At 73.3% G+C, this 23,562-nt stretch carries 20 protein-coding genes; 10 read left to right on the forward strand and 10 right to left on the reverse strand.

Annotated features, from left to right (window positions below):
* The first annotated feature begins 42 nt into the window (after nucleotides 1-42).
* The 5 genes from DEJ43_RS08215 to DEJ43_RS08235 are packed head-to-tail and all read left to right on the forward strand — an operon-like array spanning nucleotide 43 to nucleotide 4,382.
* A complete protein-coding gene (locus DEJ43_RS08215) occupies nucleotides 43-792 on the forward strand; it encodes an enoyl-CoA hydratase family protein (RefSeq protein WP_015032862.1) in 750 nt (249 codons plus the stop codon).
* Nucleotides 789-1,646, forward strand: a complete 858-nt coding sequence (locus DEJ43_RS08220) for a CoA transferase subunit A (protein ID WP_015032863.1) — start codon at nucleotides 789-791, stop codon at nucleotides 1,644-1,646. Before DEJ43_RS08215 ends, DEJ43_RS08220 begins: the two co-directional genes overlap by 4 nt.
* Nucleotides 1,643-2,374, forward strand: coding sequence for a CoA-transferase subunit beta (locus tag DEJ43_RS08225; protein WP_015032864.1), 732 nt, complete (start codon nucleotides 1,643-1,645; stop codon nucleotides 2,372-2,374). Before DEJ43_RS08220 ends, DEJ43_RS08225 begins: the two co-directional genes overlap by 4 nt.
* Nucleotides 2,374-3,426 carry an NAD(P)H-dependent flavin oxidoreductase gene (locus DEJ43_RS08230; protein ID WP_015032865.1) on the forward strand — a complete coding sequence of 351 codons (1,053 nt, stop codon included), beginning with the start codon at nucleotides 2,374-2,376 and terminating at the stop codon, nucleotides 3,424-3,426. Before DEJ43_RS08225 ends, DEJ43_RS08230 begins: the two co-directional genes overlap by 1 nt.
* A 47-nt stretch (nucleotides 3,427-3,473) precedes the next feature.
* Nucleotides 3,474-4,382 carry a tyrosine-protein phosphatase gene (locus tag DEJ43_RS08235; RefSeq protein ID WP_015032866.1) on the forward strand — a complete coding sequence of 303 codons (909 nt, stop codon included), beginning with the start codon at nucleotides 3,474-3,476 and terminating at the stop codon, nucleotides 4,380-4,382.
* On the opposite strand, the gene DEJ43_RS08240 is transcribed toward DEJ43_RS08235, so the two are convergent.
* The 5 genes from DEJ43_RS08240 to DEJ43_RS08260 form a co-directional block, all read right to left on the reverse strand.
* Nucleotides 4,307-6,013 (reverse strand): DEAD/DEAH box helicase, encoded by a 1,707-nt coding sequence (locus tag DEJ43_RS08240; RefSeq protein ID WP_071891236.1) that lies wholly within the window; start codon nucleotides 6,011-6,013, stop codon nucleotides 4,307-4,309. The two genes, DEJ43_RS08235 and DEJ43_RS08240, sit on opposite strands and share 76 nt — an antisense overlap.
* 614 nt (nucleotides 6,014-6,627) lie before the next feature.
* Entirely contained in the window at nucleotides 6,628-7,785 is a 1,158-nt protein-coding gene (locus DEJ43_RS08245) for an acetyl-CoA C-acetyltransferase (RefSeq protein ID WP_015032869.1), read from the reverse strand.
* A gap of 46 nt (nucleotides 7,786-7,831) precedes the next feature.
* A complete protein-coding gene (locus DEJ43_RS08250; protein WP_015032870.1) occupies nucleotides 7,832-8,452 on the reverse strand; it encodes a TetR/AcrR family transcriptional regulator in 621 nt (206 codons plus the stop codon).
* Between the two features lie 15 nt (nucleotides 8,453-8,467).
* Complete coding sequence (locus DEJ43_RS08255; protein WP_015032871.1) at nucleotides 8,468-9,259, reverse strand: SDR family oxidoreductase; 792 nt, start codon at nucleotides 9,257-9,259, stop codon at nucleotides 8,468-8,470.
* Complete coding sequence (locus tag DEJ43_RS08260; RefSeq protein WP_015032872.1) at nucleotides 9,256-10,392, reverse strand: acyl-CoA dehydrogenase family protein; 1,137 nt, start codon at nucleotides 10,390-10,392, stop codon at nucleotides 9,256-9,258. The genes DEJ43_RS08255 and DEJ43_RS08260 overlap by 4 nt, the downstream gene beginning before the upstream one ends.
* A 57-nt stretch (nucleotides 10,393-10,449) precedes the next feature.
* On the opposite strand from DEJ43_RS08260, the gene DEJ43_RS08265 reads away from it, so the two are divergent.
* Together DEJ43_RS08265 and DEJ43_RS08270 are read left to right on the forward strand one after the other, a co-directional pair.
* Nucleotides 10,450-11,595, forward strand: coding sequence for an acyl-CoA dehydrogenase family protein (locus DEJ43_RS08265; protein WP_015032873.1), 1,146 nt, complete (start codon nucleotides 10,450-10,452; stop codon nucleotides 11,593-11,595).
* On the forward strand, nucleotides 11,595-12,614 hold the full coding sequence (locus tag DEJ43_RS08270) for an acyl-CoA dehydrogenase family protein (protein WP_015032874.1): 1,020 nt from the start codon (nucleotides 11,595-11,597) through the stop codon (nucleotides 12,612-12,614). Before DEJ43_RS08265 ends, DEJ43_RS08270 begins: the two co-directional genes overlap by 1 nt.
* 7 nt (nucleotides 12,615-12,621) lie before the next feature.
* On the opposite strand, the gene DEJ43_RS08275 is transcribed toward DEJ43_RS08270, so the two are convergent.
* From DEJ43_RS08275 to DEJ43_RS08285, 3 genes are all read right to left on the reverse strand, one after another.
* Nucleotides 12,622-13,140: a pyridoxamine 5'-phosphate oxidase family protein gene (locus DEJ43_RS08275; RefSeq protein WP_041662249.1), complete on the reverse strand. Its 519-nt coding sequence runs from the start codon at nucleotides 13,138-13,140 to the stop codon at nucleotides 12,622-12,624.
* 97 nt (nucleotides 13,141-13,237) lie between these two features.
* On the reverse strand, nucleotides 13,238-13,627 hold the full coding sequence (locus DEJ43_RS37340) for a VOC family protein (RefSeq protein ID WP_015032876.1): 390 nt from the start codon (nucleotides 13,625-13,627) through the stop codon (nucleotides 13,238-13,240).
* Between the two features lie 44 nt (nucleotides 13,628-13,671).
* Complete coding sequence (locus DEJ43_RS08285) at nucleotides 13,672-14,262, reverse strand: PadR family transcriptional regulator (protein ID WP_041662250.1); 591 nt, start codon at nucleotides 14,260-14,262, stop codon at nucleotides 13,672-13,674.
* Nucleotides 14,263-14,357: 95 nt separating this feature from the next.
* Between DEJ43_RS08285 and DEJ43_RS08290 the strand changes: the two genes are divergently transcribed.
* The 3 genes from DEJ43_RS08290 to DEJ43_RS08300 are packed head-to-tail and all read left to right on the forward strand — an operon-like array spanning nucleotide 14,358 to nucleotide 17,088.
* On the forward strand, nucleotides 14,358-15,485 hold the full coding sequence (locus tag DEJ43_RS08290) for an LLM class flavin-dependent oxidoreductase (RefSeq protein ID WP_015032878.1): 1,128 nt from the start codon (nucleotides 14,358-14,360) through the stop codon (nucleotides 15,483-15,485).
* Entirely contained in the window at nucleotides 15,482-16,201 is a 720-nt protein-coding gene (locus DEJ43_RS08295; RefSeq protein ID WP_015032879.1) for a glucose 1-dehydrogenase, read from the forward strand. Before DEJ43_RS08290 ends, DEJ43_RS08295 begins: the two co-directional genes overlap by 4 nt.
* Nucleotides 16,198-17,088 (forward strand): alpha/beta hydrolase, encoded by an 891-nt coding sequence (locus tag DEJ43_RS08300; RefSeq protein ID WP_015032880.1) that lies wholly within the window; start codon nucleotides 16,198-16,200, stop codon nucleotides 17,086-17,088. Before DEJ43_RS08295 ends, DEJ43_RS08300 begins: the two co-directional genes overlap by 4 nt.
* A 137-nt stretch (nucleotides 17,089-17,225) precedes the next feature.
* On the opposite strand, the gene DEJ43_RS08305 is transcribed toward DEJ43_RS08300, so the two are convergent.
* Entirely contained in the window at nucleotides 17,226-18,686 is a 1,461-nt protein-coding gene (locus DEJ43_RS08305; protein ID WP_015032881.1) for a glutamate synthase subunit beta, read from the reverse strand.
* A complete protein-coding gene (gltB, locus tag DEJ43_RS08310) occupies nucleotides 18,679-23,241 on the reverse strand; it encodes a glutamate synthase large subunit (protein ID WP_015032882.1) in 4,563 nt (1,520 codons plus the stop codon). Before gltB ends, DEJ43_RS08305 begins: the two co-directional genes overlap by 8 nt.
* Nucleotides 23,242-23,562: the final 321 nt, after the last annotated feature.

A 23,562-nucleotide genomic window follows, 5' to 3' on the forward strand; every position in this document is an offset into this window, starting at 1 on the left:
GGTACCTAACAAACGTTTGGTGGAAAGGTAGCTGATCCGCTCATGGGTGTCTGCACCTCTCGCCCGGCTCCGGGCGTGGCCCTGGTCACCGTCGACTTCCCACCCGTCAACGCCCTGCCCGTCAAGGGCTGGTACGCGCTGGCCGACGCCGTCCGCGCGGCCGGCCGCGACCCGGAGGTCCGCTGTGTCGTGCTCACCGCCGAGGGCCGCGGCTTCAACGCGGGCGTCGACATCAAGGAGCTGCAGCGCGACCCCGGGCACACCTCCCTGATCGGCGCCAACAGCGGCTGCGCCGAGGCCTTCGCCGCCGTGTACGAGTGCGAGGTGCCGGTCGTGGCCGCGGTCGCCGGGCACTGCCTGGGCGGCGGCATCGGCCTCGTCGGCAACGCCGACGCGATCGTCGCCGCCGAGGACGCCGTGTTCGGGCTGCCCGAGCTGGACCGGGGCGCGCTCGGCGCCGCCACCCATCTGGCCCGGCTCGTGCCGCAGCACCTGATGCGCACCCTCTACTTCACCTCGCGGACCGTGACCGCCGCCGAACTGCACGCCCACGGCTCGGTGTGGCGGGTGGTCCCGCGCCCCGGGCTGCTCGACGCGGCCCTCGGGCTCGCCGGGGAGATCGCCGCCAAGGACGGCAGCCTCCTCCGGCTCGCGAAGGCCGCGCTCAACGGCATCGACCCCGTGGACGTGCGGCGCAGCTACCGCTTCGAGCAGGGCTTCACCTTCGAGGCCAATCTCAGCGGTGTCGCCGACCGGGTCCGCGACACCTTCGGAAAGGAGGGCTCCCCGTGACCGACAAGACCATGACCCCCGAGGACGTCGTGGGCCGGCTCCGGTCGGGCATGACGATCGGGATCGGCGGCTGGGGCTCCCGGCGCAAGCCGATGGCCCTGGTCAGAGCACTGCTCCGGTCCGAGATCGGCGATCTCACGGTGATCTCGTACGGGGGCCCCGACATCGGCCTGCTCGCCGCCGCCGGACGGATCAGGCGGCTCGTCGCGCCCTTCGTGACCCTGGACTCGATTCCCCTCGAACCCCACTACCGGGCCGCCCGCGAGCGCGGCACCCTCGCCCTCACCGAGCTCGACGAGGCGATGTTCATGTGGGGCCTGCACGCCGCCGCCAACCGGCTGCCCTTCCTGCCGGTCCGGGCCGGCCTCGGCTCCGACGTGATGCGGGTCAACCCGGAACTGCGGACCGTCACCTCCCCGTACGAGGACGGCGAGGAGTTCGTCGCCGTGCCCGCGCTGCGCATGGACGCCGCCCTCGTCCACCTCAACCGCGCCGACCGGCTCGGCAACGGCCAGTACCTCGGCCCCGACCCGTACTTCGACGACCTGTTCTGCGAGGCCGCCGACACCGCGTACGTCTCCTGCGAACGCCTCGTCGACCGCTTTCCACCGGACACCGTCCCCCAGACCCTCGTCGTCAGCCGCCACAGCGTCACCGGCGTCGTCGAGACCCCGAACGGGGCCCACTTCACCTCCTGCGTCCCCGACCACCCCCGCGACGAGCCGTTCCAGAAGCTCTACGCGACCACCCCCTGGCCCGAGTTCGCCGAGCGCTTCCTCTCGGGCAAGTCCGAGGACGACTACCAGGCGGCCGTACGGGCCTGGCACACCGAGCGCGAGGAGCAGCGGACGTGACGACGGAAGCGACGACGGCCGTCAGCCGGGCCGAGTACTGCGTGATCGCCTGCGCCGAGGCCTGGCGCGACAACGGCGAGGTGCTCGCCAGCCCCATGGGGCTGATCCCCTCCCTCGGCGCCCGGCTCGCCAAGCGGACCTTCTCCCCCGGCCTCCTGCTCACCGACGGCGAGGCGCTGCTCGTCGGCCCCGACGGGGAGCCCGAGGGCTGGCTGCCGTACCGCAGGCACCTCACGATGGTCACCGGCGGCAAGCGGCACGTGATGATGGGCGCCAGCCAGATCGACCGGTACGGCAACCAGAACATCTCCTGCATCGGCGACTGGGAGCGCCCGGCCCGGCAGCTCCTCGGCGTCCGTGGCGCGCCGGTCAACACCCTGAACAATCCGGTGAGTTACTGGATCCCCAAGCACTCGACCCGGGTCTTCGTGGCACGGGTCGACATGATCTGCGGCGTCGGCTACGACCACGCCGTCGGGCCGTACCACCGGCTGCCCCGGGTGGTCACCGACCTCGCCGTGCTCGACTTCGAGACGCCCGACCACGCCATGCGGCTGGTGTCGGTGCACCCGGGCGTGACGGTCGACGAGGTGCGCGCGGCCACCGGCTTCGAGCTGGTGACCGACGGGGACGTCCCGGACACCCGCGAGCCGACCGCCGCGGAACTGCGGCTGATCCGCGAGGTCATCGACCCGGCCGGGCTGCGCGACCGCGAGGTCCGGGCCTGATGGAGACCGCCCTGACCGAGCTGGTCGGCGTCCGCCACCCGATCGTGCAGACCGGCATGGGCTGGGTCGCCGGCCCCCGGCTCGTCTCCGCCACCGCGAACGCGGGCGCGCTCGGCGTCCTCGCCTCCGCCACGATGACCGTGGACGAACTGCGGGCCGCCGTCCGCGAGGTGCGGTCCCGCACCGACCGGCCCTTCGGGGTGAACCTGCGGGCCGACGCGGGCGACGCCCGCGAACGGGTCCGGATCATCGTCGACGAGGGGGTGCGGGTCGCCTCCTTCGCCCTCGCGCCCTCCCGCGACCTGATCGCCGAACTCAAGGACGCCGGGGTCGTCGTGATCCCGTCCGTCGGCGCCCGGCGGCACGCCGAGAAGGTCGCCGGCTGGGGCGCGGACGCGGTCCTCGTCCAGGGCGGCGAGGGCGGCGGCCACACCGGCGAGGTCGCGACCAGTGTGCTGCTGCCGCAGGTGGTGGACGCGGTCGGCATCCCGGTGATCGCCGCGGGCGGTTTCCACGACGGGCGGGGCCTGGTCGCCGCCCTCGCCCACGGGGCGGCGGGCATCGCGATGGGCACCCGGTTCCTGCTGACCTCGGACTCCACGGTGCCGGAGGCGGTGAAGGCCCGCTATCTGGCCGCCACGGTCAAGGACGTCACGGTGACGACGGCCGTGGACGGGCTGCCGCACCGGATGCTCCGCACCGAACTCGTGGCCTCCCTGGAGAACGCCGGCCGGGTCCGGTCGCTCACCCGGGCCCTGCACCGGGCGAACGGTTTCCGCCGGCTTTCCGGGCTCTCCTGGCCCGCGATGATCCGCGACGGACTGGCCCTGCGCCACGGCAAGGACCTGAGCTGGAGCCAGGTCCTGCTCGCCGCGAACACCCCGATGCTCCTGCGGGCGTCCATGGTCGAGGGCCGCACCGACCTCGGCGTGATGGCCGCGGGCCAGGTGGCGGGGGTGATCGACGACCTGCCCAGCTGCGAGGAGCTGATCACCCGGATCATGGCCGAGGCCGCGCAGGTGCTCCGCGCCCTCCCCCGCCCCGAGACGTAACACCCGCTCCCACCCTCAACCCCCTTGAGCCGCAAAGGAGTCCGGCCGTGCACCTGTCTCGACGCGCGCTGCTCACCGCCACCGGGGCCACCGCCCTGGTGGCAGCCCTGCCCCCGGAGGCGATCGCCAGAACCGGCCCCCGGTCCGCGCGGGCGACCGCCATCCGGCAGATCCCCCTCCAGGGCGCCGTCAACGTCCGCGACCTCGGCGGATACCTCACGTACGACGGGAGCCGGGTCCGTCACGGGCTCGCCTACCGGGGCGACCACCTCGCCAAGCTCACCGCCGCCGACCTGACCACCCTCGCCGGGCTCGGCCTCCGCACCGTGGTCGACCTGCGCATCCCGACGGAGGTCGGGTACGACGGCGCCGACCGGCTCCCCGCCGGGGTCGTCCCGGTCGCCCGGCCCGTCACCGACAACGGCCTGTTCGGGCGGCTGCTCACCGCGATCGGCTCCCGCGACCCGGTGCGGCAGGAGGAGATGCTGGGCGGCGGACGGGCCGCCGCCTTCATGCGCGAGGTGTACCGGACCTTCGTCACCGACGCGGCGAACCGGGCCGCCTTCGCGGCCACCCTGCGGGACCTCGCCGATCCCCGCAGGGGGCCGCTGCTGCTGCACTGCACCTCGGGCAAGGACCGCACCGGCTGGACCGGCTGGCTGCTGCTCACGCTGCTCGGCGTGCCCGATTCCCTCGCCCGCCAGGACTACCTGGCCTCCAACACCTTCCGCGCCGCGTACGACGCCCGGGTGCGGGAGGGGCTGAAGCAGGGCGGGCTCATGCAGAACCCGGACCTGATCATCCCGCTCCAGGAGGTGCGGGCGGAGTACCTCGACACCGCCCTGGAGCAGCTGCGCTCCTCGTACGGGAGCGTGTTCCGCTACGTGTCCGAGGGCCTCGGCCTGGAGTTCCGCGAGCTGCTGGCGCTGCGCGAACGGCTGGTGCCCGCGGCCTGACGCCCGCCGCGGCCGGCACCGGCCGCGGCGCCACGGCCGCCGCCCGTGCCGGAGCCGGCGCCCCGGCCGCCGCCGGTGGCGCGGCCCGCGCCACCGGTGGAGCCGGCCGCGCGGCCCGCGGAGCCGGTCGAGCGGCCGGTGGCCGTGCCCGTGGCGCGGCCGGAGCCCGTACCCGTAGCAGCCGAGCCGCCGGCCGTGGCCGGACGGCGGCGACGGCGGTTGCCGCCGCTGCCGCTGCCCGCGCCGCCGCCGGTGCCGGCGGGCTTGCGCGGCGGGGTGGGCTGCGGGATCTCGATGACGACCGGGACGCCCGAGGGCTCCCGCGCGCCGGTCAGCTCGGCGAGCTGCTCGTCGCTGGACTTGATCTGCGCGGTGCGGGGGCTGATGCCCGCGTGCGACATCAGACGGCCCATGTCGCGCTTCTGCTCGGGCAGGACCAGGGTGAAGACGCTGCCGGACTCACCGGCGCGGGCGGTGCGGCCGCCGCGGTGCAGGTAGTCCTTGTGGTCCATCGGCGGGTCGACGTTCACGACCATGTCGAGGTCGTCGACGTGGATGCCGCGCGCGGCGACGTTCGTGGCGACGAGCGTGGTGACCTGACCGCTCTTGAACTGGTCCAGGGTCCGGTTGCGCTGCGGCTGCGAGCGGCCGCCGTGCAGGCCGGAGGCCCGTACGCCGTTGGCGAGGAGCCGCTTGACCAGCCGGTCCACGGACCGCTTGGTGTCCAGGAAGAGGATCGTGCGGCCGTCGCGGGCCGCGATCTTCAGCGTGACGGCCTTCTTGTCGGTCTCGTCCATCACGTACAGGACGTGGTGCTCCATGGTGGTGACCGCACCGGCCGAGGGGTCGACGGAGTGGACGACCGGGTCGTCGAGGAACATCTTGACCAGCCGGTCGACGTTCCGGTCCAGGGTGGCCGAGAACAGCAGGCGCTGCCCGCCCGGCTCGACCTGCTTCAGGAGCTTCGTGACCTGCGGCAGGAAGCCCATGTCGGCCATCTGGTCGGCCTCGTCGAGGACCGTGACGGCGACCTGGTCGAGCCGGCAGTCGCCGCGGTCGATGAGGTCGTGGAGCCGGCCAGGCGTGGCGATCAGGACCTCGGCGCCGCGTCGCAGCGCGGAGGACTGCCGACTGATCGACATGCCGCCGACGACGGTGGTGATGCGCAGCCGCAGCGCGGCGGCGTACGGGGTGAGCGCGTCGGTCACCTGCTGGGCGAGCTCGCGGGTGGGCACCAGGACCAGCGCGAGCGGCGCGCCGGACTCGGCGCGGCGGCCGGCCGTGCGGGCGAGGAGCGCGAGGCCGAACGCCAGGGTCTTGCCGGAGCCGGTACGCCCCCGGCCGAGCACGTCACGGCCGGCCAGCGAGTTCGGGAGGGTAGCGGCCTGGATCGGGAACGGCTCCGTGACGCCCTGCTCGCCCAGGGTCCGCAGCAGGCCCTCGGGCATGTCGAGGTCGGCGAAGGCGGCCACCGCGGGCAGCGCGGGCGTCACCGTCTCCGGCGGCGTGAACTCGCTGGGCGGCGGGGGCGCGGTGGGGCGGCGCCCGCCGCGGGAGGCCTTCGGCTGTGACGTGGACTTCGCCTGGGCGGTGCGGGGGCTGCGCTTGTGAGGGCGTTCGGAGCGGGTCATGCGTGCCTTTCTGGCCGGCGTTCGCGGCACAGCCAGGGCCCGCACCTGCACGGTGCGGGCCCCGGCTGCTCTACCCGGAACACGCGATACGGGCCCCGGCTGTATGTCCCGGAGCGCGCGGTGCGAGCTCCGGATGTCTCTACCGGAACAATAGTGCGCCCCGGAACCTTCCCGCCTCTCCCGATCGGTCCCCGGACGGATCAGACCTGCCCAGCGGGGTGGGACGTGGGCGACCTCACAGCCGCCGGGCGGTCGTCACAGCCGTTCGACGACCGTGACGTCCGCCTGACCGCCGCCCCCGCACACGGGCCCCTCCCCCACTCACAGCCGTTCGATGACCGTGACGTTCGCCTGACCGCCGCCCTCGCACATGGGCCCCTCCCCCACCGGCCACCCTCGCACCGCTCGGCCCGAGGGGGCCTCCCGGGCTTCGGCCGGCTGCGCCTGCCTCCGGCAGGACGGTCCCGGCACCCGGCCGCGGCCCACTCACAGCCGTTCGATGACCGTGACGTTCGCCTGACCGCCGCCCTCGCACATGGGCCCCTCCCCCACCGGCCACCCTCGCACCGCTCGGCCCGAGGGGGCCTCCCGGGCTTCGGCCGGCTGCGGCCCACTCACAGCCGTTCGACGATCGTCACGTTCGCCTGGCCGCCGCCCTCGCACATGGTCTGGAGGCCGTAGCGGCCTCCGGTGCGTTCCAGTTCGTGGAGGAGGGTGGTCATCAGTTTGGCGCCGGTGGCGCCCAGCGGGTGGCCCAGGGCGATCGCGCCGCCGTTGACGTTGACCCGGGCCGGGTCGGCGCCGGTCTCCTTGAGCCAGGCGAGGACGACGGGGGCGAAGGCCTCGTTGATCTCGACGAGGTCGATGTCGTCGATGGCCAGGCCGGTCTTCTTCAGCGCGTGGGCGGTGGCGGGTATCGGCGCGGACAGCATCCGGATCGGGTCCTCGCCGCGGGCCGAGAGGTGGTGGATCCGGGCCCGGGGGGTGAGCCCGTGTGCCCGGACGGCGTCCTCGCTCGCGAGGAGGAGGGCGGCCGCGCCGTCGGAGACCTGGGAGGAGCAGGCGGCGGTGATGGTGCCGCCCTCGACGACCGGCCGGAGCCCCGCCATCTTCTCGGCGCTGGTGTCGCGGCGCGGCCCCTCGTCGGTGGTGACGTCCCCGTACGCCGCGGTCTCCCGCGTGAAGCGGCCCGTGTCGATCGCCGCCAGGGCCCGCCGGTGCGAGCGGAGGGCGAACTCCTCCTGGTCGCGGCGGGTGATCCGCCACTTCTCGGCGATCAGCTCGGCGCCGTGGAACTGGTTGACCGGCGCGTCGCCGTACCGGGCCCGCCAGCCCTCGCTGCCGTGGAAGGGCCCGCCGGTGAGGCCGAGGGGCTCGGCGGCCTGCCGGGAGGCGAAGGCGATGGGGATCATCGACATGTTCTGCACGCCCCCGGCGACGACCAGGTCCTGGGTGCCGGACAGGACGGCCTGGGCGGCGAAGTGCACGGCCTGCTGGGAGGAGCCGCACTGGCGGTCGACGGTGACCCCGGGGACCTCCTCGGGGAGGCCCGCCGCCAGCCATGCCGTACGGGCGATGTCGCCGGCCTGCGGCCCGACGGTGTCGAGGCAGCCGAACACGACGTCGTCGACGGCGGCCGGGTCGATCCCGGAGCGGGCGACGAGGGCGTTGAGCACGTGGGCGCCGAGGTCGGCCGGGTGGACGGACGCGAGTCCGCCCCCTCGGCGCCCCACGGGCGTGCGGACCGCTTCGACGATGTAGGCCTCGGGCATGGCGACTCCTCCGGTGTGTTCCTGGCGTCGAGGGCCGGATCGGGCCCTAGGCGCGTACGGCGATCCCGTCCAGGACCATCGACAGGTACTGGCGGGCGATCTCCTCGGGGCTGTGCAGGCCGCCCGGGCGGTACCAGGACGCGGCGACCCAGACGGTGTCGCGGACGAACCGGTAGGTGAGGCGGACGTCGAGGTCGGCGCGGAAGACCCCGGCGGCGACCCCGCGCTCCAGGGTGCCGAGCCAGGCCTTCTCGAACTTGCGCTGCGAGTCGGCGAGGTAGTGGAAGCGGGGCAGGTCGGTGAGGTGCCGGGACTCCTTCTGGTAGATGGCGACGGCGGCGCGGTGCCGGTCGATCTCGCGGAAGGACTCGGTGACGAGGGCCTCGATGGTCTCGCGGGGTCCGCGGCCGGCGGCGAGGACGGCGTCGTAGCCCTCCCACAGTTCGCCGAGGAAGGTGGAGAGGATCTCGTCGAGCATCGACTCCTTGGAGTCGAAGTGGTAATAGAGGCTGCCGGCGAGCATCCCGGCGGCGTCCGCGATCTTGCGGACGGTGGTGGCGTTGTACCCCTGCGCGGCGAACACCTCGGCCGCCGTGTCGAGGAGTTCACGGCGCCGCTCGGGCCCGCCGCTCACCTGGGTCTTCTTCTTGTCTGCAGTGTTCGGCACGGGTCCATTCTGGTCCTAGGCGTGCTGACTGCTGACGGAGACCGTCTCGCCGGTCATGTAGGAGGAGTAGTCGCCGGCGAGGAAGACGATGACGTTGGCGATCTCCCAGGGCTCGGCGTACCGCCCGAAGGCCTCGCGGGCGGTGAGCTCGTCGAGGAGCTCGGTGGTGGTGACCTTGGCCAGGTGGGGGTGCATGGCGAGGGACGGGGAGACGGCGTTGACGCGGACGCCGTAGGCGGCGGCCTCGGCGGCCGCGCAGCGGGTGAGGGCCATGACCCCGGCCTTGGCGGCGGCGTAGTGGGCCTGTCCGGTCTGGGCGCGCCAGCCGACGACGGAGGCGTTGTTGACGACGACGCCGCCGGTGCCGGTGTCGCGGAAGCGGCGCAGGGCGGCGCGGGTGCAGCGGAAGGTGCCGCCGAGGGTGACGTCGAGGACCCGGTTCCACTGCTCGTCGGTCATGTCGGCGAGGTCGGCGGTGCCGCCGAGGCCGGCGTTGTTGACGGTGATGTCCAGGCGTCCGTGGAGCCGTACGGCGGTGTCGTACAGCGCCTGGACCTGGGCCTCGTCGGTGACGTCGCAGGTCTGGGCGGCGACGGAGTCCGCGCCGAACGCGGCGGCGAGCGCGGTCTCGGTCTCCTTGAGCCGTCGGGTGTGGGCGTCGCTGAGGAGGACACGGGCGCCCTCCTCCAGGAAGCGGCGGGCGGTGGCGCCGCCGATGCCGGCGCCGGCGGCGGCGGTGATCACGGCGGTCCGGCCGGCGAGCAGTCCGTGGCCCGGTACGTAGGGGGGCGGTGGGGTACGGGTCATGGGCGCGGCTCCTTCGGGAGGCCGAGCACCCGCTCGGCGATGATGTTCCGCTGGATCTCGCTGGAGCCCGCGTAGACGGTGTCGGCGCGGGAGAAGAGGAACAGCCGCTGCCAGTCGTCGAGTTCGTAGGGTGCTCCGGCGGCGAGGGTGGCGGCGGGGCCGCACACCTCCAGGGCGAGTTCGCCGAGGTCGCGGTGCCAGTGGGACCAGTACAGCTTGGCGGCGGAGGGGTCGGTGCCGCGCAGGGCGCCGGCCCGGAGGGCTTCGAGTCCGGCCCAGGCGCGGGTGAGGCGGTCGCGGATGTCGGGGTCGGCGGCGGCGCCGTTGCGGCGGGCGAGGGCGACGAGGGCGTCGAGTTCGCGGCGGAAGCCGACCTGCTGGCCGAGGGTGGAGACGCCGCGTTCGTAGCCGAGGGTGGCCATGGCGATGCGCCAGCCGTCGCCGGGTGCGCCGACGACGTGGGCGGCGTCGGTGACGGCGCCGTCGAAGAAGACCTCGTTGAACTCGCTGGTGCCGGTGAGCTGGACGATGGGCCGGATCTCGACGCCGGGCTGGTCGAGGGGGACGAGGAGGTAGGAGAGCCCGGTGTGGCGCGTGCTGCCCGGTTCGGTGCGGGCGAGGACGAAGCACCACTGGGCCTCGTGGGCGAGGGAGGTCCAGATCTTCTGGCCGTCGATCACCCAGCTGCCGCCGGTCAGGGTGGCGCGGGTGCGGACGGCGGCGAGGTCGGAGCCGGCGCCGGGTTCGCTGTAGCCCTGGCACCAGAGTTCCTCGACGGCGCGGATCGGGGGCAGGAAGCGGGCCTTCTGCTCCTCGGTGCCGTGGTCGACGAGGGTGGGGCCGAGGAGTTGTTCGCCGATGTGGTTGACCCGGGCGGGGGCGTCGGCGAGGGCGTACTCCTCGTGGAAGGCGATCTGTTCCGCGACGCTCGCGCCGCGGCCGCCGTACTCCTTGGGCCAGCCGACGCAGGTCCAGCCGTGGGCGGCCAGGTGCCGCTCCCAGGTGAGGCGTTCGGCGAAGGCCTCGTGCTCGCGGCCGGGTCCGCCGCGTCCTCTGAGGGCGGCGAAGGAGCCGCTGAGGTGGGTCTTCAGCCAGCCCCGTATCTCCGTCCGGAACTCCTCGACGCTGCTCATGGCCGTACGTTAACCTACCAAACACTTGTTAGGGAACGGGTGAGGGCGGGGTGACCGATGGATCTCTCGTACACACGGACCGAGGAGGCCTTCCGGGCGGAGGCCCGCGAATGGCTGCGGGAGCACGTCCCCGCGGAGCCCCTGCCCTCCCTGGAGACGGCCGCGGGCTTCGCCGCCCACCGCGCCTGGGAGGCCGAACTGGCCGCCGCCCGCTGGTCGGTGGTCTCCTGGCCCGAGGAGTACGGGGGCCGGGGCGTCGACCTCGCCCACTGGCTGGTCTTCGAGGAGGAGTACTGGGCCGCCGGGGCGCCCGGCCGCGTCTCGCAGAACGGCGTCCAGCTCCTCGCCCCCACCCTCTTCGACCACGGCACGGCGGAGCAGCGCGCCCGGGTGCTGCCCTCGATGGCGACCGGGGAGACGGTCTGGGCGCAGGCCTGGTCCGAACCCGAGGCCGGCTCCGACCTGGCGTCCCTCACCTCCCGCGCGGTCCGCACGGACGGCGGCTGGCTGCTCTCCGGGCAGAAGACCTGGTCCTCCCGGGCCGCCTTCGCCGACCGGGCCTTCGGCATCTTCCGCAGCGACCCGGACGCGGACCGGCCCCACCGGGGGCTCACCTACCTCATGTTCGACCTGCGGGCGCCGGGGGTGACGGTCCGCCCGATCGGCCGGCTCGACGGGAAGCCGGCCTTCGCGGAGCTCTTCCTCGACGAGGTCTTCGTCCCCGACGCCGACGTGATCGGGGAGCCGGGCCAGGGCTGGCGCATCGCGATGTCCACCACGGGCAACGAACGGGGCCTGATGCTCCGCTCCCCCGGCCGCTTCCTCGCCGCCGCCGACCGGCTCGTGGGGCTCTGGCGCGCGGAGGGCGACCCGGCCGACTCCGCGCTGCGGGACCGGGTGGCGGACGCGGTGATCGGGGCGCGCGCGTACCAGCTGTTCACGGCGGGCGCGGCGGCCCGGCTCGCGACGGGCGCGGCGGCGGGCGCCGACTCCAGCCTCAACAAGGTCTTCTGGTCGGAGTACGACCTGGCCCTGCACGAGACGGCGCTCGACCTCCTGGGCCCGGACGGCGAACTGGCGGACGGCGCCTGGGCCGAGGGGTACGTCTTCTCCCTCGCGGGCCCCCTCTACGCGGGCACCAACGAGATCCAGCGCGACATCATCGCCGAGCGGCTGCTCGGCCTCCCGAAGGGGCGCCGCTGATGGGATTCCTGCCGACCGACGAACAGCGGGCCTTCGCCCGCTCCCTGGACGCGATGCTCACCGCCTCCGACACCCCGGCGGCGATACGGGCCTGGGCGGGCGGCGAGCCAGGACCGGGGCGGGCGCTGTGGGGGCGGCTCGCGGAGGCGGGCGTGTTCGCGCTCGCGGTACCGGAGGCGTACGAGGGGATGGGGCCGCTCCCCGTCGAACTGGCCCACGCCTTCGTGGAGCTGGGGCGGCACGCGGTGCCCGGCCCGGTGGTGGAGACGGTGGCGACGGCGGTGCTCCTCGGCGAGCTGGCCCGCCTGGGCGAGCCGGGTCCGGCGAAACGGCTCCTGCCCGGCCTCGCGGCGGGCGAGTGGACGGCGACGCTCGCGGCCCCCGCGACCCGGGCCGCACGGCACCCGGTCCCGTACGCCCTCGACGCCGACCGGGCCGACGCGGTGCTCGTCGTCCGGGGCGAGGAGCTGTGGCGGGCGCCCGGTCACGGCCCGGTCCGGGTCTCCGCCGACCCGGCGCGGCGGCTCGCCCGCCCGGCCCCCGGCGGGGAGCTGCTCGCCGAGGGTCCCGCGGTGGCCGCGGCGGCCGCGGCGGCCCGGCGGTGGGCGATGCTGGCGACGGCGGCGCAGTCCCTCGGCGTGGGCCTGGCGCTGCTCGACCGGTCGGTTGCCTATGCCCGGCAGCGCACCCAGTTCGGCGCCCCGATCGGGTCGTTCCAGGCGGTCAAGCACCGGCTGGCCGACACGCTGCTCGCCCTGGAGTTCGCGCGGCCGCTGCTGTTCGGCGCGGCGGTGGCGCTGGCGGACGGGCGCGCCCCGGACGGCGACCTGGCGGCGGCCAAGGTGACGGCCGGCGAGGCCGGGTACGGGGCGGCCCGGACCGCCCTCCAGGTGCACGGGGCGGTCGGCTACACGGAGGAGCTGGACCTCTCCCTGTGGCTCCGCAAGGCCCGTCCGCTGCGCGACGCCTGGGGCGCCCCGGCCGCTTGCCGGGCGGCCGTCCTCGCCCCGTACGCCTGAGGGGTGCTCAGACTCCTTCGCGGGGCGGGCTCTCGTCGTTGCCGCGCCGGAAGGTCCGGGCGCGGCGGCCGGCGGTCCAGGAGCGGAGGACCAGTTCGTCGCCGTCCACCCAGGTCCGTACGACCTCGGTGGGCTCCACCCGGAAGAGGTGGAAGGGCTGGGGCTCGTCCGCCTCGGCCACGTACCGGGCGATGGTCTCGGGGTCGGTGATCTCGACCGCCCGCCCGGAGATCCGGACGTCCCCGCCGCCCATGTCGGTGCCGCGGCCGAGGTTGGCGAGGAGCGAGAGCCGGGGGTCGCGGCGCAGGTCGCGGGCTTTGCGCGAGCCGGGCATCATGCCGAGCCAGAGCTCGCCGAAGCGGAAGCCGACCTCGATCCCGCTGAGCCGGGGCGAGCCGTCCGCGCGCAGGGTGGCGAGGGCGTGGTGGGTGTGCTGCCCGAAGCGCTCGCGTACGGTCGCGGCGAGTTCGGGCTCGGCGGCCTCGAAGGCCGACCAGGTCGTCGTCGGGTGTCCGGTGTCTCCCATGACTCCAGGAAACACCGGATACCCGACACCTACGGTCCGGATTACTCCGTACGTCCGAGAAACGGGGACGGGAGCAGGGTCAGGAACGGGAACGGGGTCAGGAGGCGGGGGCGGTCGCGGCGCGCTCGGCCGCGCTGCGCTCGACGCAGAACTCGTTCCCCTCCGGGTCGGCGAGGGTCGCCCAGCCGCTGCCGTCCGGGTTCCGGTGGTCCTCGAACAGGGTGGCGCCGAGGCCGATCAGCCGCTCGACCTCCTCGTCACGGGTGCGGTCCAGCGGCTTGAGGTCCAGGTGGATGCGGTTCTTGACCGACTTCGCCTCGGGGACCTGGATGAAGAGGAGGCCGACGCCGGGTGCCTCGACGAGCACCTCCTCGTCGCCCGGCTTGTCCGCGTCCGAGATCGTGGAGTCCAGCGCCTTCGCCCAGAAGCCGGCCAGGGCGTAGGCGTCGGCGCAGTCGATGGTGACGTGTCGTACGAGAGAGCTCATGGGGGCATGCTCTCCCAGCGGCCCGGGAGACGGCCAACGCTTTCTCAGGAGCGGCCGGTTCCCTCCGGAGGATCCAACTCCTCGATGTCCGCGAGCATGGCGTCGGCCAGGTCGCGTTCGGCGGCGTAGTAGCGCTCGGCCCACCGGAGGGTGAGCCGGGGGTACGCCCAGGCCTCGTCCGCCGACGCGTCCGCCGCGTCGGCCTCGGCGCGCAGCCGCATGCCCTCGGCGTGCGCCCGGTGCGCGGCCAGGATCTCCCGCATCCGCTCGGGTTCCAGGAGGTGTCCGAGCCAGAGCCGGAGCATCGGTCCGTGCTTGAGGACGGGCGGGTCGAGCGGGGCGGTGCGGGCCCAGGTGCGGACGGCGGCGAGGCCCTCGTCGGTGATCCGGTAGACGCGTTTGTCCCGCGAGCCGGCCTCGGGCGGGACCAGGCGGGAGCCGGCGAGGCCGGCCTGCTCCAGGCGCTTGAGCTCGCTGTAGATCTGGCTGAAGGAGGGGCTCCAGTAGAAGAGCCCCAACGACCGGTCGGACCACTTCTTGATGTCGTAGCCGGACAACTCCCGCCCGAAGGAGAGCAGTCCGAGCACGGCCCAGCTGGTCGCCGGGAGCGCCGGCACGGTCTCTTCGTCCGCCACGGTCGGCAGTCTACGGCCCTTCCCTCCCCCACCTATGCCTGCTAGAAGTATTTCGATTAGGCATAGTCGCCGATCCTCTCCGGGAGGAGCTCCCCGTGAAGTTCTCCATGATCTTCGAAGCACAGCTCGTCGACCCGACCCCCGACCGCGAACACCGCGTCCTCCACGACTGCGTCGAACAAGCCGTCCTCGCCGAGGAGATGGGCTTCGACCGCGTCTGGGCGGTCGAACACCACTCCCTCACCCAGTACGCCCACATGAGCGCCTCCGAGATCTTCCTGACCTGGGTCGCCGCCCGCACCCGCACCCTCCGCGTCGGCCACGGCGTGGTCACCATGCCCTTCGGCTACCAGCACCCCGTCCGCGTCGCCGAACGCGCCGCCATGCTCGACGTGCTCTCCGGCGGCCGGGTCGACATCGGCGCCGGACGCGGCGCGACCCGCCAGGAGATGCGGATGTTCGGGGTCCGCCCCGAGGACACCCGGCCGCAGACCGAGGAGGCCCTGCGGATCTTCGCCGCCGCGTGGCGCGAGCCGGAGTTCGAGTGGCACGGCACCCTCGACATCGGCCCCGGCGCGGTCCTCCCCCGCCCCGTCCAGCGACCCCACCCGCCGCTCTTCATGGCCTGCTCGCAGCACGCGTCGCTCCGGCAGGCCGCCGAACTCGGCATCGGCGCCCTGGTGATGGGCTTCGCGGGCGCCGAGGACGTCCGCGCGATGCGCACGGTGTACGACGAGGCCCGCGCCGCCCGGGACGGCTCGCGCCTCGTCTCCACCGAGGTCAACGACCACTTCTCCGCCCTCTGCCCCACGGTCGTCCTCGACGACGCCGACCGCGCGCTCCGGCTCGGCACCCGGGGCCAGCGCTTCTTCGCGGAGTCCATCGCCCACTGGTACGGCGGCGCCCCCGCGCCCACCGGGTACGCGGAGGACGAGGACCACACCGCCGCGCTCGCCCGCGAACGGGAGGCGCTGGTGGCCCGGCTGCACGAGGCGGACATCCCGGCCCGGCCCGTCGACACCGGCACCTACAACACCGACCACGCCTACGGGGACGCGGCCACCGCGATCAGCTACGTCGAGCGGCTCCGCGAGATCGGGGTCGACGAGGTGATGTGCCTGATCCAGATGGGCACGGTGCCGCAGGAGGCCTGTCTGGAGACGATCCGCCAGTGGGGCACGAAGGTCATCCCCCACTTCAGGCAGCCGGAGCCCCGGTCATGACCCTCGACGGCAAGGTCGTGGTCGTCACCGGCGCGGCCCGCGGCCAGGGCGCGGCCGAGGCCCGGCTCCTGGCGGCGGCCGGGGCGCGGGTGGTCCTCACCGACGTCCGGGAGGAGGAGGGCCGGGCGGTCGCGGCGGAGCTCGGCGGGGCGGCGGTCTTCGTCCGGCACGACGTGACGTCGGCGGACGACTGGCGGACGGTGACGGACACGGCGGCCGCCGCCTACGGCAGGCTCGACGGGCTCGTCAACAACGCGGCCCTGTGGCGCACCGCGCCCGTGCAGGCGGAGACGTACGAGAACTTCGCACTCCTCCTCAGGGTCAACCTGCTGGGCCCGTTCCTCGGCATCCAGGCCGTGCTGCCCGCGCTCCGCGAGGCGGGCGGCGGCTCGGTCGTGAACGTGTCGTCCACGGCCGGGCTGACCGGCCTCCCCGGCCACGCCGCCTACGGGGCGGGCAAGTTCGGCCTGCGGGGCCTCAGCCGCTCGGCGGCCCGCGACCTCGCCCCGTACGGCGTCCGCGTCAACACGGTCCACCCGGGTGCCGTCGACACCCCCATGACGGCGGCGGTCGCTGGGCGGGACTGGTCGCACCTGCCGCTCGGCCGGATGGGCCGCCCCGAGGAGATCGGCGAACTCGTCGTCTTCCTGCTCTCGGAGGCGTCGTCGTACGTGACGGGCGCGGAGTTCACCGTGGACGGAGGCCTGACGGCATGACGACGCCCCACGCACGGCCCGGCGACCCCCTCACCCCGGCCGCCCGCGCCCTCTGCGACGCGATGTCGGCGGGCTTCCCGCGCCCGGAGGCGGGCGCGGAAGCATTGCGGGCGGCGGCGAGGGCACACCTGGGCGAGCTGCCCCCGGCGCCCGGCGCATCGGCGAACGGCGTTCCCGTCCGCCTCTACGAAGGCCCCGGGGACCCGGTCGTCGTCTTCGCCCACGGCGGCGGCTGGGTCCTGTGCGACCTGGACACCCACGACCGGACCTGCCGCGCGCTCGCCTCCCGTACCGGCGCGACCGTCGTGTCCGTCGACTACCGGCGGGCGCCCGAGCACCGTTTCCCGGCGGCCGAGGACGACGTGTGTACGGCCCTGGGGTGGGCGGCCGACCGGTATCCGGGCCGCCCGCTGGTCCTGGCGGGCGACAGCAGCGGCGGGAACCTGGCCGCGGCGGCGGCCCTGCGCGCCCGCGACGGAGGCGGCCCGGCACCGGCGGGCCAGCTCCTCGTCTACCCGGCCCTGGACCACCGCCTGGAGGGGCGGTCGGCCCACGACTTCGCGGAGGGCTACTTCCACACCACGGCCCACATGCGGTGGTACTGGCGGCAGTACGTGGGCCCCGACGGCGACCCGGCGGCCGCCTCCCCCGGCCTGACACCCGACGTCACCGGCCTCCCGCCGACCCTGATCGTCCTGGCCGACTGCGACCCCCTGCGCGACGAGGGCCTCGCCTACGCCCGCCGCCTCTCCGCCGCGGGCGTCCCCGCCCGGGTCCACCTCCACACCGGCATGTTCCACGGCTTCCTCGGCGGCACGGGCCTCCTCCCGGAAGCCGACGAAGCACTGGCCGGGGCGGCGGCCTGGCTCACTACCCTGTGCGGGTGAGGCCCGGGGGCGCCGGGGTCCCTCGTCGCGGACGCGCAACAGCGCCCACCCAGTCGTCCGGTCGGGGACATTCGGGGGGCGCCGCGCTCAGTTCCGTACGTCGTTGTACGGGACGTTGGGGGGGTGATCCGGTCGGATCAGACCATCAGCGAACGGTCCGTCGGGCGGATCGGGGCCGGCAGGGAGCTGGCTCCGGTCAGGTAGCGGTCCACGCCCCGGGCGGCCGAGCGGCCCTCGGCGATGGCCCAGACGATGAGCGACTGACCGCGGCCGGCGTCACCGGCGACGTACACGCCATCGACGTTGGTGGCGAAGTCCGCGTCACGGGCGATGTTACCCCGCTCGTCGAGGTCCAGACCAAACTGGGCGACCAGGCCGTTCTCCACGTCCGTGCCGGTGAAGCCCATCGCGAGCGTGACCAGCTGGGCGGGGATCTTGCGCTCCGTGCCCGGCTTCTGGGTCAGCTTGCCCTCGACGAACTCGACCTCGACGAGGTGGAGGAACTGGACGTTGCCGTCCTCGTCGCCCTCGAAGTGGGTGGTGGAGACGGAGTAGACCCGCTCGCCGCCCTCCTCGTGCGCGGAGGTGACCTTGTACAGCATGGGGAAGGTCGGCCAGGGCTGGCCCGGGTTCCGCTCCTCGCCCGGCTTGGGCATGATCTCCAGCTGCGTGACCGAGGCCGCGCCCTGGCGGTGGGCCGTACCGACGCAGTCGGCACCGGTGTCGCCGCCGCCGATGACGACGACGTGCTTGCCCTCGGCGGTGATCGGCGGGGCGACGAAGTCACCCTCGACGACCTTGTTCGCCAGCGGCAGGTACTCCATCGCCTGGTGGATGCCGTTCAGCTCCCGGCCCGGGACGGGCAGGTCGCGGGCGGTGGTGGCGCCGGCGGCGATGACCACCGCGTCGAACCGCTTGCGCAGGTCCGTCGACGTCAGGTCGCGGCCGATCTCGATGCCGGTGCGGAACTTGGTGCCCTCCGCGCGCATCTGCTCGATGCGGCGGTTGATGTGGCGCTTCTCCATCTTGAACTCGGGGATGCCGTAGCGCAGCAGGCCGCCGATGCGGTCGGCGCGCTCGTACACGACCACGGTGTGGCCGGCCCGGGTCAGCTGCTGGGCGGCGGCGAGGCCCGCCGGGCCCGAGCCGATGACGGCGGCGGTCTTGCCGGAGAGGCGCTCGGGCACCTGCGGCTTGACGTCGTTGGCGTCCCACGCCTTGTCGATGATGGAGACTTCGACGTTCTTGATGGTGACGGCCGGCTGGTTGATGCCGAGGACACACGCCGACTCGCACGGGGCCGGGCACAGCCGGCCGGTGAACTCCGGGAAGTTGTTGGTGGCGTGCAGCCGCTCCGACGCCGCCGACCAGTCCTCGCGGTAGGCGTAGTCGTTCCACTCCGGGATGAGGTTCCCGAGCGGGCAGCCGTTGTGGCAGAACGGGATGCCGCAGTCCATGCAGCGGCCGGCCTGCTTGCTGATGATCGGCAGCAGGGAGCCGGGAACGTAGACCTCGTTCCAGTCGCGCACACGCTCGGCCACGGGGCGGGTCTCGGCGACCTCGCGACCGGTGGTCAGGAAGCCCTTGGGGTCAGCCATGGGTCGCCGCCTCCATCATCTTCTCGGTGGTCTCGGCCTCGGAGAGACCGGCGAGCTCAGCGGCGTCCTTGGCGGCGAGCACTGCCTTGTACGTGGTGGGGATGATCTTGCTGAACCGGTCCGCGTTCGCGGTCCAGTCGGCAAGGAGCTTCTCGGCGACGGTGGAGCCGGTCTCCTCGTGGTGGCGGCGCACGACGTCGTGCAGCCACACCTTGTCGGAGTCCGACAGGGCCTCGATCGCCTCCAGGTTGCCGGAGTTGACGTTGTCCCGGTCGAGGTCGACGACGTAGGCGACACCGCCCGACATGCCGGCCGCGAAGTTGCGTCCGGTCTCGCCGAGGACGACCGCCGTACCGCCGGTCATGTACTCGCAGCCGTGGTCGCCCACGCCCTCCGAGACGACCAGGGCGCCGGAGTTGCGGACGCAGAAGCGCTCGCCGGTGCGGCCGCGGAGGAACAGCTCGCCGCCGGTCGCGCCGTACCCGATGGTGTTGCCCGCGATGGTCGAGTACTCGGCGAGGTGGTCGGCGCCCCGGTCGGGGCGGACGATCACGCGGCCGCCGGAGAGGCCCTTGCCGACGTAGTCGTTGGCGTCGCCCTCCAGGCGGAGGGTGACACCGGCCGGCAGGAAGGCGCCGAACGACTGGCCCGCGGAACCGGTGAACGTGATGTCGATGGTGTCGGCCGGGAGGCCGGCGCCGCCGAACCGCTTCGTCACCTCGTGGCCGAGCATGGTGCCGACCGTGCGGTTGATGTTGCGGATGGCGACCTGGGCGCGGACCGGCTGGGCCTCCTCGGCGGAGGCGGCGTTCAGGGCCTCGGCGGCGAGCTGGATCAGCTCGTTGTCGAGGGCCTTCTCCAGGCCGTGGTCCTGCTCGATCCGGGCGTGGCGCACCTCGCCCTCGGCGAGCTCGGGCACGTAGAAGAGCGGCTCCAGGTCGAGGCCCTGCGCCTTCCAGTGCGTGACCGCGCGGCTGGTGTCGAGGAGCTCGGCGTGGCCGACGGCCTCCTCGATGCTGCGGAAGCCCAGCTCGGCGAGGAGCTCGCGGACCTCCTCGGCGATGAACTCGAAGAAGTTGACGACGAACTCGGGCTTGCCGGAGAAGCGGTCGCGCAGGACCGGGTTCTGGGTGGCGATGCCGACCGGGCAGGTGTCCAGGTGGCAGACGCGCATCATGACGCAGCCGGAGACGACGAGCGGCGCGGTCGCGAAACCGAACTCCTCGGCGCCGAGCAGCGCGGCGATGACGACGTCGCGGCCGGTCTTGAGCTGGCCGTCGGTCTGGACGACGATCCGGTCGCGCAGACCGTTGAGCAGCAGGGTCTGCTGCGTCTCGGCGAGACCCAGCTCCCAGGGGCCGCCCGCGTGCTTCAGCGAGGTGAGCGGCGAGGCGCCCGTACCGCCGTCGTGGCCGGAGATGAGGACGACGTCCGCGTGGGCCTTGGAGACACCGGCGGCGACCGTGCCGACGCCGACCTCGGAGACCAGCTTCACGTGGATGCGGGCGACCGGGTTGGCGTTCTTGAGGTCGTGGATCAGCTGGGCCAGGTCCTCGATGGAGTAGATGTCGTGGTGCGGCGGCGGCGAGATGAGGCCGACGCCGGGCGTCGAGTGACGCGTCTTGGCGACCCACGGGTAGACCTTGTGGCCGGGCAGCTGGCCGCCCTCGCCGGGCTTGGCGCCCTGGGCCATCTTGATCTGGATGTCGTCGGCGTTGACCAGGTACTCGCTGGTGACGCCGAAGCGGCCGGAGGCGACCTGCTTGATCGCGGAGCGGCGCGCCGGGTCATACAGGCGGTCCGGGTCCTCGCCGCCCTCACCGGTGTTGGACTTGGCGCCCAGCTGGTTCATGGCGATGGCGAGGGTCTCGTGCGCCTCGCGGGAGATGGAGCCGTACGACATGGCGCCGGTGGAGAAGCGCTTGACGATCTCGGAGACCGGCTCGACCTCGTCGAGGGGGATCGGGGTGCGGCCCTCGGAGGCGAAGCCGAAGAGGCCGCGGAGCGTCATGAGGCGCTCGGACTGCTCGTTCACCCGCTCCGTGTACTGCTTGAAGATGTCGTACCGCTTGGTGCGCGTGGCGTGCTGGAGGCGGAAGACGGTCTCCGGGTCGAACAGGTGCGGCTCGCCCTCGCGGCGCCACTGGTACTCGCCGCCGATGTCCAGCGCGCGGTGCGCGGAGGCGACGCCGGAGACGGGGTACGCCTTGGCGTGCCGGGCGGCGACCTCCTTGGCGATGACGTCGAGGCCGGCGCCGCCGATCTTGGTGGCCGTGCCGTTGAAGTACGTGGCGACGAAGGTCTCGTCGAGGCCGACGGCCTCGAAGACCTGGGCGCCGCGGTAGGAGGCGACGGTGGAGATGCCCATCTTGGACATGACCTTGAGGACGCCCTTGCCGAGCGCGTAGATCAGGTTCCGGATGGCCTGCTCGGGCTCCAGGCCCTCGATGAAGGTGCCGGCCCGGACCAGGTCCTCGACGGACTCCATGGCGAGGTACGGGTTGACCGCCGCGGCGCCGTAGCCGATGAGCAGGGCGACGTGGTGGACCTCGCGGACGTCACCGGCCTCGACGAGCAGGCCCACCTTGGTGCGCTGCTTGGTGCGGATGAGGTGGTGGTGGACGGCCGCGGTGAGCAGCAGCGAGGGGATCGGCGCGTGCTCGGCGTCGGAGTGCCGGTCGGAGAGCACGATGAGGCGGGCGCCGCCCTCGATGGCGGTGTCGGCCTCGGCGCAGATGGCGTCGAGGCGGGCGGCGAGGGCGTCGCCGCCGCCGGAGACGCGGTAGAGGCCGGAGAGCGTCGCGGCCTTCATGCCGGGCATGTCGCCGTCGGCGTTGATGTGGATGAGCTTGGCCAGCTCGTCGTTGTCGATCACCGGGAAGGGCAGGGTGACGCTGCGACACGTCGAGGCGGTGGGCTCCAGCAGGTTGCTGCCGGGGCCGAGCGAGGAGCGCAGCGAGGTCACGAGCTCTTCGCGGATGGCGTCCAGCGGCGGGTTGGTGACCTGCGCGAACAGCTGGGTGAAGTAGTCGAAGAGCAGCCGCGGGCGGGCGGAGAGGGCCGCGATCGGCGAGTCCGTGCCCATGGAGCCGAGGGGCTCGCCGGCGGTGCGGGCCATCGGGGCGAGGATGACGCGGAGCTCTTCCTCGGTGTAGCCGAAGGTCTGCTGGCGGCGGGTGACCGAGGCGTGGGTGTGCACGATGTGCTCGCGCTCGGGGAGGTCGGAGAGCTCGATCTCGCCGGTCTCCAGCCACTCCGCGTAGGGGTGCTCGGCGGCGAGGGCGGCCTTGATCTCGTCGTCCTCGACGATGCGGTGCTCGGCGGTGTCGACGAGGAACATCTTGCCGGGCTGGAGGCGGCCCTTGCGGACGACCTTGGCGGGGTCGATGTCGAGGACGCCGACCTCGGAGGAGAGGACGACGAGGCCCTCGTCGGTGACCCAGTAGCGGCCGGGGCGCAGACCGTTGCGGTCGAGGACCGCGCCGACCTGGACGCCGTCGGTGAAGGTGACGCAGGCCGGGCCGTCCCAGGGCTCCATCATCGTGGAGTGGTACTGGTAGAACGCGCGGCGGGCCGGGTCCATCGTCTCGTGGTTCTCCCACGCCTCCGGGACCATCATCAGGACCGCGTGGGGCAGGGAGCGGCCGCCGAGGTGGAGCAGCTCGAGGACCTCGTCGAAGGAGGCCGAGTCGGAGGCGTCCGGGGTGCAGATGGGGAAGATCCGCTCCAGCGCGCCCTCACCGAAGACGGTGGACTCGAGCTGGGCCTCGCGGGCGGTCATCCAGTTCCGGTTGCCCTTGACGGTGTTGATCTCACCGTTGTGGGCGACGAAGCGGTACGGGTGGGCCAGCGGCCAGCTCGGGAAGGTGTTGGTGGAGAACCGGGAGTGGACCAGGGCCACGGCGGTGGCGCAGCGGCGGTCCGACAGGTCCGGGAAGAAGGGCTCCAGCTGGCCGGTGGTCAGCATGCCCTTGTAGACGATGGTGCGGGCGGAGAGCGACGGGAAGTAGGTCGCGGCCTCGCGTTCGGCGCGCTTGCGCAGCACGAAGGCCTTGCGGTCGAGCGCGATGCCGGTGCTCGTTCCGTCGGCGACGAAGAGCTGGCGGAAGACCGGCATGGTCGAGCGGGCGGAGGCGCCGAGCAGCTCGGGGGCGACGGGGACCTCGCGCCAGCCGAGGACGGTGAGGCCTTCTTCGGACGCGATCGTCTCGATCCGCGAGACGGCCTGTGCGGAGCCGTCGGCGGGGAGGAAGGCGATGCCGACGGCGTACGCGCCGGCCTCGGGGAGCTCGAATCCGGCGACCTCGCGGAGGAAGGCGTCCGGGACCTGGAGCAGGATGCCGGCGCCGTCACCGGAGTCGGGCTCGGAGCCGGTGGCGCCTCGGTGCTCGAGGTTGCGCAGTACGGTCAGCGCCTGCTCGACCAGCGCGTGGCTGGCAACACCGGTGAGGGTGGCCACGAACCCGACGCCGCAGGCGTCGTGTTCGTTACGGGGGTCGTACATCCCCTGCGGAGCGGGGCGACCGTCCATGGGCGACCAGGCGTCGGAACGCATCGGCTCTCCCGTCGTCGTCGTGGCATATGCAGATGCCGAGGGACGACGTTGGCCCTCCGCGAAATTTCGTGCAGGTTACATGATGGCGTGCTTCTCGCCTAGCGGATAGCTCGTTCCAGCATGCGGACACCGCCGATACGGAGCGGTGGTGTGGGTTCACCTGTGGTTCGCGGCGACAGAGACTGTCCCGCGGGGGACGGGTCGGCGCGGTCCGGAGGATCTCCGGGTCTCCTGCGACCCGTCACTGTGTGGGCTTCGTTGCCCAGCGACGCTCATGCCTCATTCCCGTTGGTCACGGGTTCGAAACCGCCGGGTAACCGG

Source organism: Streptomyces venezuelae ATCC 10712 (assembly GCF_008639165.1).
GTDB classification, from domain to species: Bacteria; Actinomycetota; Actinomycetes; order Streptomycetales; family Streptomycetaceae; genus Streptomyces; species Streptomyces venezuelae.